The sequence below is a fragment of the Paenibacillus sp. Soil724D2 genome (assembly GCF_001427935.1).
Taxonomy (GTDB): Bacteria; Bacillota; Bacilli; order Paenibacillales; family NBRC-103111; genus Paenibacillus_E.
The window spans coordinates 1-12,325 of sequence record NZ_LMRY01000033.1 but is presented as its reverse complement, the minus strand read 5'-3'; the positions used below and the strand labels follow the sequence as shown (position 1 = coordinate 12,325).

14 protein-coding genes are annotated in these 12,325 nt (G+C 44.7%); 9 read left to right on the top strand and 5 right to left on the bottom strand.

What is annotated here, in order from left to right; translation table 11 throughout:
- Positions 1-5: 5 nt before the first annotated feature.
- The 4 genes from ASG85_RS24155 (at position 6) to ASG85_RS24140 (ending at position 2,114) form a co-directional block, all read left to right on the top strand.
- Positions 6-695, top strand: a complete 690-nt coding sequence (locus ASG85_RS24155; protein ID WP_057302768.1) for a DUF4956 domain-containing protein — start codon at positions 6-8, stop codon at positions 693-695.
- 152 nt (positions 696-847) lie between these two features.
- Positions 848-1,285: a GNAT family N-acetyltransferase gene (locus tag ASG85_RS24150; RefSeq protein WP_057302767.1), complete on the top strand. Its 438-nt coding sequence runs from the start codon at positions 848-850 to the stop codon at positions 1,283-1,285.
- A gap of 37 nt (positions 1,286-1,322) precedes the next feature.
- Complete coding sequence (locus tag ASG85_RS24145; protein ID WP_060647957.1) at positions 1,323-1,706, top strand: DUF2500 domain-containing protein; 384 nt, start codon at positions 1,323-1,325, stop codon at positions 1,704-1,706.
- Positions 1,707-1,727: 21 nt separating this feature from the next.
- On the top strand, positions 1,728-2,114 hold the full coding sequence (locus ASG85_RS24140; RefSeq protein ID WP_057302766.1) for an MmcQ/YjbR family DNA-binding protein: 387 nt from the start codon (positions 1,728-1,730) through the stop codon (positions 2,112-2,114).
- Between the two features lie 1,484 nt (positions 2,115-3,598).
- On the opposite strand, the gene ASG85_RS24135 is transcribed toward ASG85_RS24140, so the two are convergent.
- From ASG85_RS24135 to ASG85_RS24125, 3 genes are all read right to left on the bottom strand, one after another.
- Positions 3,599-4,690 carry a sensor histidine kinase gene (locus ASG85_RS24135; RefSeq protein WP_156396771.1) on the bottom strand — a complete coding sequence of 364 codons (1,092 nt, stop codon included), beginning with the start codon at positions 4,688-4,690 and terminating at the stop codon, positions 3,599-3,601.
- Entirely contained in the window at positions 4,687-5,364 is a 678-nt protein-coding gene (locus ASG85_RS24130) for a response regulator transcription factor (protein WP_060647956.1), read from the bottom strand. Before ASG85_RS24130 ends, ASG85_RS24135 begins: the two co-directional genes overlap by 4 nt.
- A gap of 66 nt (positions 5,365-5,430) precedes the next feature.
- A complete protein-coding gene (locus tag ASG85_RS24125; RefSeq protein WP_063860364.1) occupies positions 5,431-7,023 on the bottom strand; it encodes an MDR family MFS transporter in 1,593 nt (530 codons plus the stop codon).
- 164 nt (positions 7,024-7,187) lie between these two features.
- On the opposite strand from ASG85_RS24125, the gene ASG85_RS24120 reads away from it, so the two are divergent.
- The 3 genes from ASG85_RS24120 to ASG85_RS24110 are packed head-to-tail and all read left to right on the top strand — an operon-like array spanning position 7,188 to position 8,590.
- Entirely contained in the window at positions 7,188-7,673 is a 486-nt protein-coding gene (locus tag ASG85_RS24120; protein WP_060647955.1) for a hypothetical protein, read from the top strand.
- 22 nt (positions 7,674-7,695) lie between these two features.
- Positions 7,696-8,220 (top strand): AAA family ATPase, encoded by a 525-nt coding sequence (locus ASG85_RS24115; RefSeq protein WP_060647954.1) that lies wholly within the window; start codon positions 7,696-7,698, stop codon positions 8,218-8,220.
- Between the two features lie 7 nt (positions 8,221-8,227).
- Complete coding sequence (locus ASG85_RS24110) at positions 8,228-8,590, top strand: dihydrofolate reductase (RefSeq protein WP_060647953.1); 363 nt, start codon at positions 8,228-8,230, stop codon at positions 8,588-8,590.
- Positions 8,591-8,592: 2 nt separating this feature from the next.
- Here the strand turns inward: ASG85_RS24110 and ASG85_RS24105 are convergent, their stop codons facing one another.
- Positions 8,593-9,231: a DUF2306 domain-containing protein gene (locus ASG85_RS24105; RefSeq protein ID WP_057302761.1), complete on the bottom strand. Its 639-nt coding sequence runs from the start codon at positions 9,229-9,231 to the stop codon at positions 8,593-8,595.
- A gap of 100 nt (positions 9,232-9,331) precedes the next feature.
- A complete protein-coding gene (locus ASG85_RS24100) occupies positions 9,332-9,871 on the bottom strand; it encodes a PadR family transcriptional regulator (protein ID WP_060647952.1) in 540 nt (179 codons plus the stop codon).
- A gap of 118 nt (positions 9,872-9,989) precedes the next feature.
- Here ASG85_RS24100 and ASG85_RS24095 point away from each other — a divergent pair, with 118 nt between their 5' ends.
- Together ASG85_RS24095 and ASG85_RS24090 are read left to right on the top strand one after the other, a co-directional pair.
- Positions 9,990-11,471: a DHA2 family efflux MFS transporter permease subunit gene (locus ASG85_RS24095; protein ID WP_063860363.1), complete on the top strand. Its 1,482-nt coding sequence runs from the start codon at positions 9,990-9,992 to the stop codon at positions 11,469-11,471.
- Between the two features lie 187 nt (positions 11,472-11,658).
- The gene (locus ASG85_RS24090) at positions 11,659-12,147 is read left to right on the top strand and encodes a PepSY-associated TM helix domain-containing protein (protein WP_060647951.1); all 489 of its coding nucleotides are present in this window, start codon (positions 11,659-11,661) and stop codon (positions 12,145-12,147) included.
- The last annotated feature ends 178 nt before the right edge of the window (positions 12,148-12,325 follow it).

Below are 12,325 nucleotides of genomic sequence, written 5' to 3'. Positions count from 1 at the left end.
ATATTATGAACGATTTAGAAGAAACATTTGGAGCACGAGATTTAATAAAAAAGAGTATGCTCAAGCTAGATTCTTTCACAGCCATTTCTTATGTTGATTTATTCTGGACTCTTCTTATTTCACTTTTTATTGGTTTGTTTATTTACTATATTTATAAAAAGTCATTTCGCGGTGTTGTATACAGCCATAGCTATAACATTACATTTGTGATCATGACCATGATTACATCACTTATCATAATCACAATCAGTACGAATATCGTCCTATCCCTAGGTATGGTAGGCGCACTCAGTATTGTGCGTTTTCGTACAGCAGTGAAAGATCCTGTTGATATCATGTTTATGTATTGGTCTATTTTCGCTGGTATTGCTGCCGGAGCTGGTATGTTACCAGTTGCCATTCTAGGATCGATTATTGTAGGGATTACAATCCTGTTATTATCTCGCAAGAAAATCAAAAATGCTACCTATCTGCTTGTAATTCACTTTACTGACGAAGCCTATGATGCAGTCAAAGTACAAGTCACCAAGCTTAAAGGTGTGCTTCGTTCAAAGACCGTACGCAAAGGAATCACAGAAATGACAGTAGAGATCAAGTTGAAAACCGACAATACTTTTTTTGTAAACGAACTTTCGGAATTACCAGGCATACATGATGTATCCCTTGTCAATTATAACGGTGACTACGCACCTTAATAAGGCTAGAACGCCCCGTTTGCATCCACGCAGACGGTTTTTTTATTAATAATGATTGGCTGATTTACATGGTTATCATACAAACATAGAACTTATGTTCCAATATATGGTATAATTAGAAGGATCATTGGATTATAGAAAGAAGGACGACTATGACATATACCATTCGTGAGGCTACATCCCAAGATACCAAACAAATAAGCAGCTTTGTTTCAGAGCGTACCGGCAAGGCTATTTCACCTTTGCACATTGAAAATAGGCTGCATTTTATGCGTGAGAACCCGGATGAATCCCTCTATGTGTATGAGGAGAGGAACCAAATTCTTGGTACATTAGGCTTTCGTATTCGACATGGTGCCGATATGATTTTGAAATTCAGTGAAATCTCCGTCATTTCTGTTGATGAAACGAAGAGCCGCCAAGCAGCCGCAGATAAATTAAAAAGCTATGCCGAGCAGTTAACGAGCAAGCATGCCTGCTCCGGTATGTGGTGGATTACAGGATCAGAGAAGAATGACGCAACACGGGCTGCCAATGAGCCATTAGGCTTTCATGAAACAGGTTACCGATTCGTTAAACGATTTCTCTAGAAAATCGGGAATATGTTTACACTAAGGAGTGAAAGACATGTCATCTGGATTTAACATGGGGCCTTTTTCTGGGGGAAGCGGCGGAAATCTTTTTCTAATTATCTTTACGAGTGTATTCGTTCTCATTATTGGCACTTTGATCATTTTGATTATCAAATCACTTATGACATGGTCATCCAATAATGCCGCCCCCATCCAAAGCCGGAACTGTAAGGTCGTAGCCAAAAGAATGCATGTCAGCGGTGGTTCTGGAGATTCAAGTACAAGTACGAGTTATTATGCTACCTTTGAATTCGAAGACCGAAGCAGGCTTGAGTTAGGGGTGGGACGGGAGCAGTTTGGTTATATCGTAGAGGGTGACCAGGGAACACTAACGTATCAAGGCACAAGGTTCAAGGAATTCTTTCGACCTCTATCATAAGATTCATAAGGAGTGCTTCATATGACACATCAGTTAACAAGCGTAAAGGGCTTAGAATTGGTCGTCAAAGTTAGAGCTTTCTGCATGGAACTGCCGAAGGTTGAAGAAAAAGTGGATGGCTTCGGTCACATCACCTTCCGTGTGAAAGATAAACCCTTCGTGATGATGGGCGAGACGGATGGTCAACCATCTACAGCTATCAAAACAAACCTAACAACACAAGAGTTCCTCCTTCAGCAAGAGGATACACCCTATCACAAAACAGCCTACATTGGACAGCATGGCTGGGTATCGATTCTAGATACAGATAAGGTACCTTGGAGTGAAATCGAAGACCTGATGATGGAAGGCTATGCCCGAACGGCTCCGAAAAAGCTTCTCAGCCAGCTGCAAGCAACTCGGAAATAACTGCATGTTTTGACGGTTGTTTTCCATTAAACCGGTTTTCGGCGTCCAGTTTGCAAAGTGCCTCCCCAAGTGTCTATTATCTAAGCCTCAGTCGATCATTCGATAAATGTCATCATTAAAGTGATGATATTGAGCGGTCCCCCATACCCCGACTTTAACGATGAAAAACACCCTTACGAGCTAGAGAACTCTCACACAACCGTTGCAGATAGAAGTATAACGATGTTTTTCATCGTTATAGTGATGATTTTGAGCAGCTTCCCGACTTTAACGATGAAAAACATGCTTACGAGCTAGAGAATTTTCACACAACCGTTGCAGATAGAAGTATAACGATGTTTTTCATCGTTATATTAATGATTTTGAGCAGCTTCCCGACTTTAACGATGAAAAACATGCTTACGAGCTAGATAACTCTCATACAACCGTTGCAGTTTGAAGTATAACGATGTTTTTCATCGTTATAGTGATGATTTTGAGCAGCATCCCGACTTTAACGATGAAAAACACCCTTACGAGCTAGATAACTCTCATACAACCGTTGCAGATAGAAGTATAACGATGTTTTTCATCGTTATATTAATGATTTTGAGCAGTACCCCAACTTTAACGATGAAAAACATGCTTATGAGCAGGAGAGTTCACATTAGAGAGCAGAGTAGATAGAATGCTGTCAGTTGGATCGTGCTGCAATTGTAAGAAAAGGTTACGGAGTCAGTGTTGTAGAGCGCGAAAACCACATTACATGCATTTTGTGCATCTAGTTTACGTTATACATCAAATGGCGTTCGAGCAGTCCAAAGAGTGTCACATGCTAAAGGAGTCTAGTTGACACCTCACACTCAAGAGGAATTGTGTTGAACACTTCCCGCTAGTAATGGAAATCGGCATCAAGCCCGCATAGCCTCACTCTCCCCAGGAGCAGTTCACTCGCGACAAACACGCTCACAAAGCGAGTTCCACCTCGAGATTGCAAGTTGACTTAGCAGTCGCAAACGAAATTTCAGGATTTCGCCTAAAAACAAAGTATACCGAAGCAATTCAACGAATAACCTAAATTTGTCGGCAAAAATTGGATTTTATCGAATAATCTGAATATTTACAATATTTTAATAATGGGCTATTATAAGAGCAGGCCCACTTGAAGGACAAGCCGCACAGACGGTACGGCACCCTGATAGGAGCCAGGATATTCTCAACTTAGGAAGGGGATAGTCCAATGGACCACGTTAGCGAAACATGCCCACTTTTACTTCAAACGACGGAAGAAAAGGTGCGGGAACGGTTTTTCGTTCATCGGGCATGTGGGAATCCAACACGGTAAATGTGAATAGCGTTTATTCGAGGAAAGGATCCGTTCGTAAGAAAAGTCGTAATTTGCAACGTTAGTTGATTGATTGGAGTTGTGTAGGTACAATTGAATACCATTATTGATCCTTAGGGACCTCCGGTTATCATAGATAAGCGGGGGTCTCTATTTGCGTTCACTCCTTACTTAGCAGCGGGAGTCGAACTGTAAATGTGGTCTTCTCTTCCGGCACACTGACTACGGAAATAGTTCCCTGATGCATTTCGGTAATTTTCTTCACGATAGACAGGCCAAGTCCATTACCGCCAGACGTTCGATTTCTGGATTTATCTGCTTTATAAAAGCGTTCAAATATATGCGCTCGATCCTCCTCCGTAATGCCCGCCCCATTATTCGAAATTCGGATAATCGCTTCGTCCCTACTGCCTGTGAGATGAACGCCGATGGTTCCTCCAATAGGCGTGAATTTGATTGCGTTATGAATCAGATTGGTCCATACCTGGCCCAGCAGGTCTTCGTCAGCAATTAGTGTAATCTCATCTAGTTCAACATCCATCTCTATATCTTTATCCACCCACTGCGGTTCGCAGGCCAGTATATGATTGCGTATTTGCTTATCCAGCCGGTAACTTTTCGGCTCAAATGGGTGATGCTGCGATTCTAACGATGAGAGTTTCAACAAGTTATCGCTAAGCTTGGATAGCCGTGTACTCTCAGCTTCAATGATTTCTAGATAATGTTTACGTTCCGCAGGTGTAATCTGTTCATTCTGTAGAGCGCGGGAGAAGCCGCTAATCGAGGTCAGAGGCGACTGTATTTCGTGGGATACGTTGGAGATGAATTCCTGCCTCATTTTCTCTAACTGCCCTAATTCAACGGCCATATTGTTGATCGAATCCACCAGCTCCACGAAAGGACCTCCATGTGGATTATTATCGACGGACACGTTGAAATCCCCTCTGGACATACTTTGAATCGCCTGAACCATCGTTTTAAAGAAGAGCATCTGCTTACTGCGGAAAAACCTGCCTAGGAAGGCCATGGTTATTCCCCAAAGAAACATGCCGCCGAGCGAGTTGATCAATTGGACAACGACCGCTGAAGGGCGCTTGTTGATAGACGCAAATAGCCATTCTGTCCCGTAAAAGGCTGCCAACCAATAAAGAATAATAAGCAAAAAAATGCTTACAGTAGTCAAAAAGCCGCGTACCCGCTGAGCTTTTGTCATTTTGCTCTTCACTACGCTCTTTCGCTTCTTCATTCTCATGTTCGCAGCACCTCCATCCGATAACCTAACCCGCGGATTGTTGCGATCCGAAAAGCGTGCCGCTCCTCGGGAAACCGCTCTCGGAGCCGATTAATGTGCACATCTACGGTACGTTCGTTACCTTCGTAATCGAAGCCCCAAATCTGCTCGATCAACTGGTCACGCGAGAAGGTTTTGCCTGGGTAGCTCGCCAGCTTGTAGAGCAGCTCGAATTCTTTGAGCGGTAGCGTGACGCTCTCGGAGCCCACGGCTACTTCGTAGGTTTTGCGGTTCATGCTCAGGTCTCCGACCTGAACCGTTTGGGAAGAAGCGATTTTGTAACGCTTCAGCAGCGCTTTCACTCGCATCGCGAGCTCCACAGGCTCGAATGGCTTGACGAGGTAATCGTCGGTGCCCAGCTCGAAGCCTTTGACCTTCTGCGAGGTTTCGCCTTTGGCAGTGAGCATGAGCAGAGGAATATCGTAATGCTCCCTCAGCTCTTTGCACAGCTCCCACCCGTCCATATTCGGCATCATGATATCCATGATCACCATGTCGACTTGGACGGTTTCGAGATGTTTGAGCGCATCAGCGCCGTCAGAGGCTTCGATGACATCGAAGCCTTCTTTCAGCATGAAGACGCGGACCAGTTCGCGTATATAAGGATCATCATCTACGATCATAATAGGTGCCATTTGCATCTAGCCTCGCTTTTGTGAAATCTTCTTCTTTTTCTTTCTAGCATACAACAGGAAACGGGTTTAGACGAATTCAGATTGCTGCAGCACCGAGTCTTTATTCGGTCGTACATCGTTGTCAATGGGATTTGTCACTTGCGGCAGCATCCTTGCCTTACCCAAGAAGAAAGTAATGATAACTCCGGCAAAAACAATGAGACTCCCCGCCAAGAAAATGCCGCTCAAGCCATGAACAAACACATGCTGCAGCTCTGTCAAAATCTCAGCAGGCAGCTTCGCTCGCGCATTCGCATCCAGCAGCAGCTGTGGATTGGCGAATTGTTTCAGCTGCTGCTCAGGGATTTGACGGAACTTTTCGCCCATACCGGAAAGGCCATCTGCCATACGATTCGTCATCATGACCCCCATGATGCTCACTCCTACCGTTGCCCCGATGGAACGGAAAAACTGAATGAGCGAGGTTACGATACCGCGGCTAGTCGCCCCAACCTCACCTTGCACCGCAATGTTTAGTGTTGGCATAATGAGGCCCATTCCTAGGCCAGCCACGATCATATAGAGGATGATGAGGAGCTTAGAAGTACCTGCATCCATGGTCGACATGAAGGTAAAACCGATACCTATGAGAATCATCCCCGTACCTATTAAGGTGCGATAGGAAACTTTGCTCGACATCCTTCCGCCCATAATGGCTGATGCCACAACGGATAACATAAGAGGCGTCAAGATGTATCCCGCAATCGAAGGGCTGACGCCAATGACGCCCTGCACGAATAAAGGAATGTAAGTAATAGCTCCGAACATGCCTACGCTCATCAAAACGGCAATCATACTGGTGACGGAAATGACTTTATTTCTGAACAAATGCAGGGGGATCATTGGCTCTTTGGCTTTGGTTTCAACCCAGAGGAACAGTCCCAGAAGAATGGCGCACGCCGAGAAAAGACCAATAATTTGTGGTGATCCCCACGCATAATGCAGGCTTCCCGCTGCCTCCGGATCGCCCCCTAGCACCAGACCGAGTAAACCCGAAACAATTGCTCCGCTTAATGTGAGTGCACCTAACCAATCTATGGAGCGTTTCTCATTAGTACGGCTTTCTTTAAGTGCTGAACCGATAATCACCATCGCTGCGATACCAAACGGAAGATTCACATAGAAAATCCAGCTCCAGTTCAAATGTTCCACGATAAAACCGCCGATCGCTGGCCCAATAATACTAGACAAAGCCATTACACCGCCGAACAAACCTTGCATTTTCCCTCGTTTCTCTACCGGCATAATATCGCCAATAATCGTCATGGCTATCGGCATTAAGGCACCGGCGCCAATACCCTGCAGTCCGCGATAGATGATGAGCTCCGTCATGTTCGTCGCCAGCCCGCATAGCGCAGAGCCGATTATGAAAATACCAATCCCTACGAGGTAAATACGCTTTCTGCCATACAAGTCAGCCAATTTCCCAAAGATGGGCATACTTGTCGTTGAGGTTAACATGTAGATGGAGAACACCCAGCTGTACATCGCAATCCCGCCCAGATCTCGAATAACCGTTGGCATCGCCGTCGAGATGATCGTCTGATCCAAGGCTCCCAACAGCATCCCGAGCATTAACCCTACAATAATCCACGCTACTTTCTTTGGTTCACTACTCATTAATAATCGCTCCTTTGCCATTTCCTTCGAATGAAATTAGCATAAGGGGCATTTATAAACTGAATTTAAACCAAAGAGGGTAATTTCATATGTAAAGGCTTTTATTGGAAAAAAATTTGTGATACATTCTTGGGAAAAGGAACGATTTGGGGGTACATACCTATATGGCCAATCCTACATACGCGGATTTCAAAATGCTTTCCACCACGGAAGCAGAAATAGCGTTTCAAAATTCAGTCCTCTCCGAGGGATACTCCGGGTTCCGCCGATTGTTAGATGGCATGACAGAAGCGATCAAAAAAGCCGGAGATGCTGACATCGAAGGCATTGAGATGACCATCGCCAAAGCAAGCCGTCTGTTCCCTGAGCCTGTCATCTTCAGCCCCTCGTGGGAATGCATTTGGTCCGAACTTAATGCTACCTTAGCAGCGAAAAAGCATGTCTTATCTAACATATCTCCAACAGACCGCAAAGGCGAGTGGCAGGTTATTATGGATAACCCCCAAGTGGTACAAGAGGTTGTTTGCTACCCCGGCCTGGAATTCCATGACGCCGCCTATCTGTACGCCTACTTCCGGCCTCAGCTTGAAAAGTCCGAGTATATCCGGCTGCAGAAGATCCAAACGGTCATTCAAGAGGTTGGCGGTTGATCTAACCATAAGGAGGAATACCATGATTATCATGATCAATGGAGCTTTCGGAGCTGGAAAGACAACTGCCGCCAACGGTCTACTCCCCTTCGTCCCAAACAGCATGATTTTTGACCCGGAAGAGATCGGTTATATGCTTAGAAAGCTAGTTCCTGTAGAGGGTCGGCTATTCCATGAGCGAACGGATGATTTTCAAGATATGGAGCTGTGGAAGGTTCTCACGGTCAAGACTGCTGCCGAGTTGAAATCGACGTACAACAAGCATCTCATTGTGCCGATGACCATTTATAAACGCCGAAATTTCAACTATATCTATGATGGATTCAAAGGTGTGGACAAGAATGTCTTTCATTTCTGCCTTAGCGCTTCCGCGGAAACACTGCATAGACGTTTAACCAAACGTGGTGATGAGCCCGGGGGATGGCAATTTCAACAAGTGGACAAGTGTGTAGCCGCGTTAAAGGACCCTGTTTTTGAGGATCATATTATGACGGATGAATTGCAAACAGAAGATATTATTCGTACTATTTTAGAAAAAATATCTTAACAATACCTTGCCTACGCCGAACTTCAAAAAAACGTATGAGTCCATTGGCAAGCCTTTGCCTCAAAGAAAGACCGTTATCATTTCAAGAACTCAGCAAATCACGGAAACGAATTGTATAACGGTAAAATCGCTGAATGAAGCTTATGAGTTGCTGAAAGACGAGGAAGAAATCTTCATCGCTAGCGGTGGAGAAATTTATAAAGAAGCGCTGCCCTCAGCCGATAGATTGTATCTTACGGTTGTCGAGCAAGAAATCGAAGGTAATATTTATTTCCCTGAATTCGAAAAGGATGCATTCAACCTGACCTATCATCAGAAAATGGATGGCACCATTCCGTATACCTATTACACCTATGAAAGAAAAAAGTGAATCTACTTACCTTTTCGAGGTTTTAACAGGAACCATTCCACACCAATAAGATTGATTAGTAAGCCGATCCAGATGTTTATTTCTAAAATGTCAGCGACCATTTGTTCACGACCGCCCGAGGGGAGATGGAACCCCTGCATAGCGATATAAAGCAAGATGCAAATCGGAACAATCAGTCTTGCTGATGTGGCGACGAGGGTAATGGCGTAACTGCGAATCATCCATACACGATGCTCGTCAAATTGCCTTTGGACAGCGTAGCGAAAGCCTTTCCAGGTTGTAAATAGCCACAGTAGACTCAGTGCTAGGAATGCCATGGCCTTCGTAAAGCTTTCGATATACAAGGTCATGACGAGTCCCAAGAAACCGCCCAGCATAACGCTGACGACATACACGCGCCCCAAAGCCCGATGCCATGCTGGATATTTGGTCCGGAAGCGCTTGTGAAATTGAAATAAACCACTAACGAGCGCAATGAACGCGAATCCAATATGTAGAACAAGTACCGTATAGTGTAGAGAAAATGCCGTATTTAGCTTTACTCGGCTGTCGGCCGGATTCAAGCTGACATAGGGAAATACCGCGGCAATCGCCACGCCTATGATGATCATCACAAAGAAAATTCCTAGCTTTTTACTCATATACAGCCCCCGTTTACGTTCATCACTCCTTCTGCTATCTTATTTCTCCAGTCTAAACCCCTGCTAAATGAATCCTTAAATAAATCTAAACTCGTTGCATTTATTTCAGTTTAGTCTTCATCCACTCGCACCAGACCAAGTCTGCGTCTACTTTCAGCGTTGCTTTCTGGATCAGCACATAGAGCCCGAATAACGGATCATGGATCTCCAGTTCCTCGAGCGGTTTAGCACTCTCTTTTTCAATTCGTTCAAAAGTTTGTGCGAACTTTTCTTTCTTCTTCTGGTAGTATTCCTCACGCTCATGAAGCACTTTCAGCGCTTGTTCTTTGCTTACAAGGCCAATGCAGAATACCTTCAGTGCCAACTCATCTCTTACGACGGGCTCGTCTGTAGGCTGTGCAATCCATTGCTGGAGTGCTTCCCTGCCATTATCCGTTAAGGAATACACCTTTTTATCCGGTTTATCCGACTGAGGAACATGCACAAATTCAACATATCCCTTCTGTTCTAATTGGGCGAGGAGAGGATAGATTTGACTATGCTTCGCTTGCCAAAATGGCTGAATATTTTGCGTTAATTCATAGCCCGTTCGGGAATTTCTGGTTAAAAGGCTTAGTAAGCCATATGAAAGGGTATTCATAGCCACTCCTTTGTTATGTCATTATTGACATATATGTTCATTTGGTAGTATGATAATTTTCATTCAAATTATAGAGAATACTAAAGATAAGATCAATGGATAGAGTGGAGGTATTACTTTGAGCAAGGATGAATTACAGCAAGTGCGTTTCTGGCCGATTATGATTGCCATTTTCTTCGGGTCGTTCGTTGCGATCCTGAGTATGAGTACAATTAATATTGCGATACCGATTTTAAGTGATCATTTTCATTCAGATTTAAGCAAAATTCAATGGACGATTACAGGCTTCATGCTTGCTAGCGGTACGATAGCTCCGATTACAGGCTATTTGGGTGAGCGGTTTAGCTATAAACTTCTGTATGCCACGGCACTTGCGGGCTTTACGGTGTTTTCCTTTTTATGCGCGGTCGCTTGGGACGCTCCTTCTCTCATTGCCTTCCGCATTGCGCAAGGCGCCTTCAGCGGACTCATCATGCCGGCGACTATGACTATTGTGTACCAAGTGATACCGCGGGAAAAACAGCCGATTGCGATTTCCCTTTGGTCCCTATCTGCCATGATGGCTCCTGCTATTGGACCTACCTTGGCCGGATGGCTTTTGCAAAATTGGAGCTGGCATTGGTTGTTCCTCATGAACGTGCCTGTCGGTGTCATTGCCATTCTTCTCGTATTTAAATTGATTCCTTACTATCGTCTTTCTGTACCGAAAAAGTTTGATTTACTTGGCTTATTAACGGTTATCGTAAGCAGTCTTTCCTTACTCGTCGCTTTCTCTCAAGGCCATGCTTGGGGATGGACATCAGGTAAAGTTATTGGACTGTTCGCGCTCGGTATCCTCGTACTTCTGCTCTTCATTTGGAGGGAGCTGCGCGTAGAGACGCCGTTGCTGAACATTAGGGTATTATCCAATTCACGTTATACACTAACACTAATTATTTCTAGTATTGTTACGATTAGTTTGTACTCAGGCACTTTTTTGACTCCTATATTTCTGCAAAATATTCAGCACGTGACGCCGCTTGATACGGGCTTAATCCTGCTTCCTGCCTCACTTGTGATGGCATTAAGCATGCCAATTGTGGGCAAACTATATAGTATTGTAGGTCCGCGTATTCTCATATTCATCGGTATTTCCTTAATCGCTATAGGGACATTAACGCTTAGCTGGCTAAGTGTCGATGTATCTCGTGGTTATATCGTGTTCTGGATGATCGTTCGGAACCTTGGGATCGCTTTTGCCACCATGCCATCGAGCAACGCTGGGATGGAGCAAATTCCGAGAACGTTGTCCGGTCATGCGACTTCGATCAGCAACTGGGTGCGCAACGTGTTCGGTTCCTTTGCGATTGCCCTGTTCACTTCCGTCCTTTCAACTCAAACAGCCACGCATGCCAAGGAATTGGCTAGCAGCGGTTTGAAGGATAAGGTACAGATCGGGATGCAATCATTCACCATGAGTGTGAATGATGTTTACTTACTAGCCACATTCATCGTGCTAGCCGCTCTGCCGCTCAGCTTGTTCATTGGCAAGCAGACTGCTCCTGCGGATAAGGCTACTGCTACTGCTCCCGTCGTTGTTCAACCCAAAACAGCTGAATAAGAAGGCCAATGGCTGACACAGGCCGCCTAGTAAAACATTAAAAAAACCTACTGTATGCAAAAGTGCATCCGTAGGTTTTTTTGCGCTAACTACACTCAGCAATCCCTCAGCTAGACCTCAGATTGTTTTCAGGATAAGCTTCTATACTTACACCTATACCAACAAATTTGGAAAAGGTGGGTTTCACATGAAAAGAACACGTCAACTACATTTATGGATTGGCCTGATTTGCTCGGTTTTTATTTTGATCCAATCGATTACGGGGCTTCTCTTATCCGAGAAGTGGCTGACAGGCTCAGGAGGAGCAGAAATGCGACCTCCTGGGGCCATGTCTCAAGGTATGACTAACGGAAATAGTGACGGGGCTGCTCTATCTAATCAACCTTCTAATTCGATGACTCCTTCTGCCGCGGGCGATCAAAGAACATCTGGAGCTATGCAGGGAAATAGACCTGCATTTAATGGCCCCAGTCCCGGTCAGGATGGAGCTAACAGTCTGACAGGGTTCATCAAGGGACTTCATGAGGGGAAAATCGGGAATACGAATGTGAAATGGCTTGTCGATATAGCGGCGATTAGTATGATTTTCCTGACGATTACGGGCATTATATTATCGATCAAAACGCTTCGTGCACAAGGAATTCAAAGGAAGAAGCGCCGTGTTTTAGAAGCCTAAGTAAAGGGGGATCATAGAAATCCTGCGAATGAACTTTAGGCAAGCTAAACCACTCGCAGGTGAATAATGTTGTAGAAAGGAGTCAATTTCATAATTCCAAACCCTTGTTACATCTAGCTTTTTAAGGCATAAAAAAAGGAGTACCTCCCCAAATCTCGAAGGTAATAGGCGACGAAAC

What these genes read in the sequence shown, in the direction of transcription:
- ASG85_RS24100 (WP_060647952.1), bottom strand. Translation starts at nt 9,871, where the DNA reads ATGAATACCCTTTCATATGGCTTACTAAGCCTTTTAACCAGAAATTCC.
- ASG85_RS24125 (WP_063860364.1), bottom strand. Translation starts at nt 7,023, where the DNA reads ATGAGTAGTGAACCAAAGAAAGTAGCGTGGATTATTGTAGGGTTAATG.
- ASG85_RS24090 (WP_060647951.1), top strand. Translation starts at nt 11,659, where the DNA reads ATGAAAAGAACACGTCAACTACATTTATGGATTGGCCTGATTTGCTCG.
- ASG85_RS24135 (WP_156396771.1), bottom strand. Translation starts at nt 4,690, where the DNA reads ATGAGAATGAAGAAGCGAAAGAGCGTAGTGAAGAGCAAAATGACAAAA.
- ASG85_RS24145 (WP_060647957.1), top strand. Translation starts at nt 1,323, where the DNA reads ATGTCATCTGGATTTAACATGGGGCCTTTTTCTGGGGGAAGCGGCGGA.
- ASG85_RS24130 (WP_060647956.1), bottom strand. Translation starts at nt 5,364, where the DNA reads ATGGCACCTATTATGATCGTAGATGATGATCCTTATATACGCGAACTG.
- ASG85_RS24140 (WP_057302766.1), top strand. Translation starts at nt 1,728, where the DNA reads ATGACACATCAGTTAACAAGCGTAAAGGGCTTAGAATTGGTCGTCAAA.
- ASG85_RS24115 (WP_060647954.1), top strand. Translation starts at nt 7,696, where the DNA reads ATGATTATCATGATCAATGGAGCTTTCGGAGCTGGAAAGACAACTGCC.
- ASG85_RS24105 (WP_057302761.1), bottom strand. Translation starts at nt 9,231, where the DNA reads ATGAGTAAAAAGCTAGGAATTTTCTTTGTGATGATCATCATAGGCGTG.
- ASG85_RS24120 (WP_060647955.1), top strand. Translation starts at nt 7,188, where the DNA reads ATGGCCAATCCTACATACGCGGATTTCAAAATGCTTTCCACCACGGAA.
- ASG85_RS24150 (WP_057302767.1), top strand. Translation starts at nt 848, where the DNA reads ATGACATATACCATTCGTGAGGCTACATCCCAAGATACCAAACAAATA.
- ASG85_RS24155 (WP_057302768.1), top strand. Translation starts at nt 6, where the DNA reads ATGAACGATTTAGAAGAAACATTTGGAGCACGAGATTTAATAAAAAAG.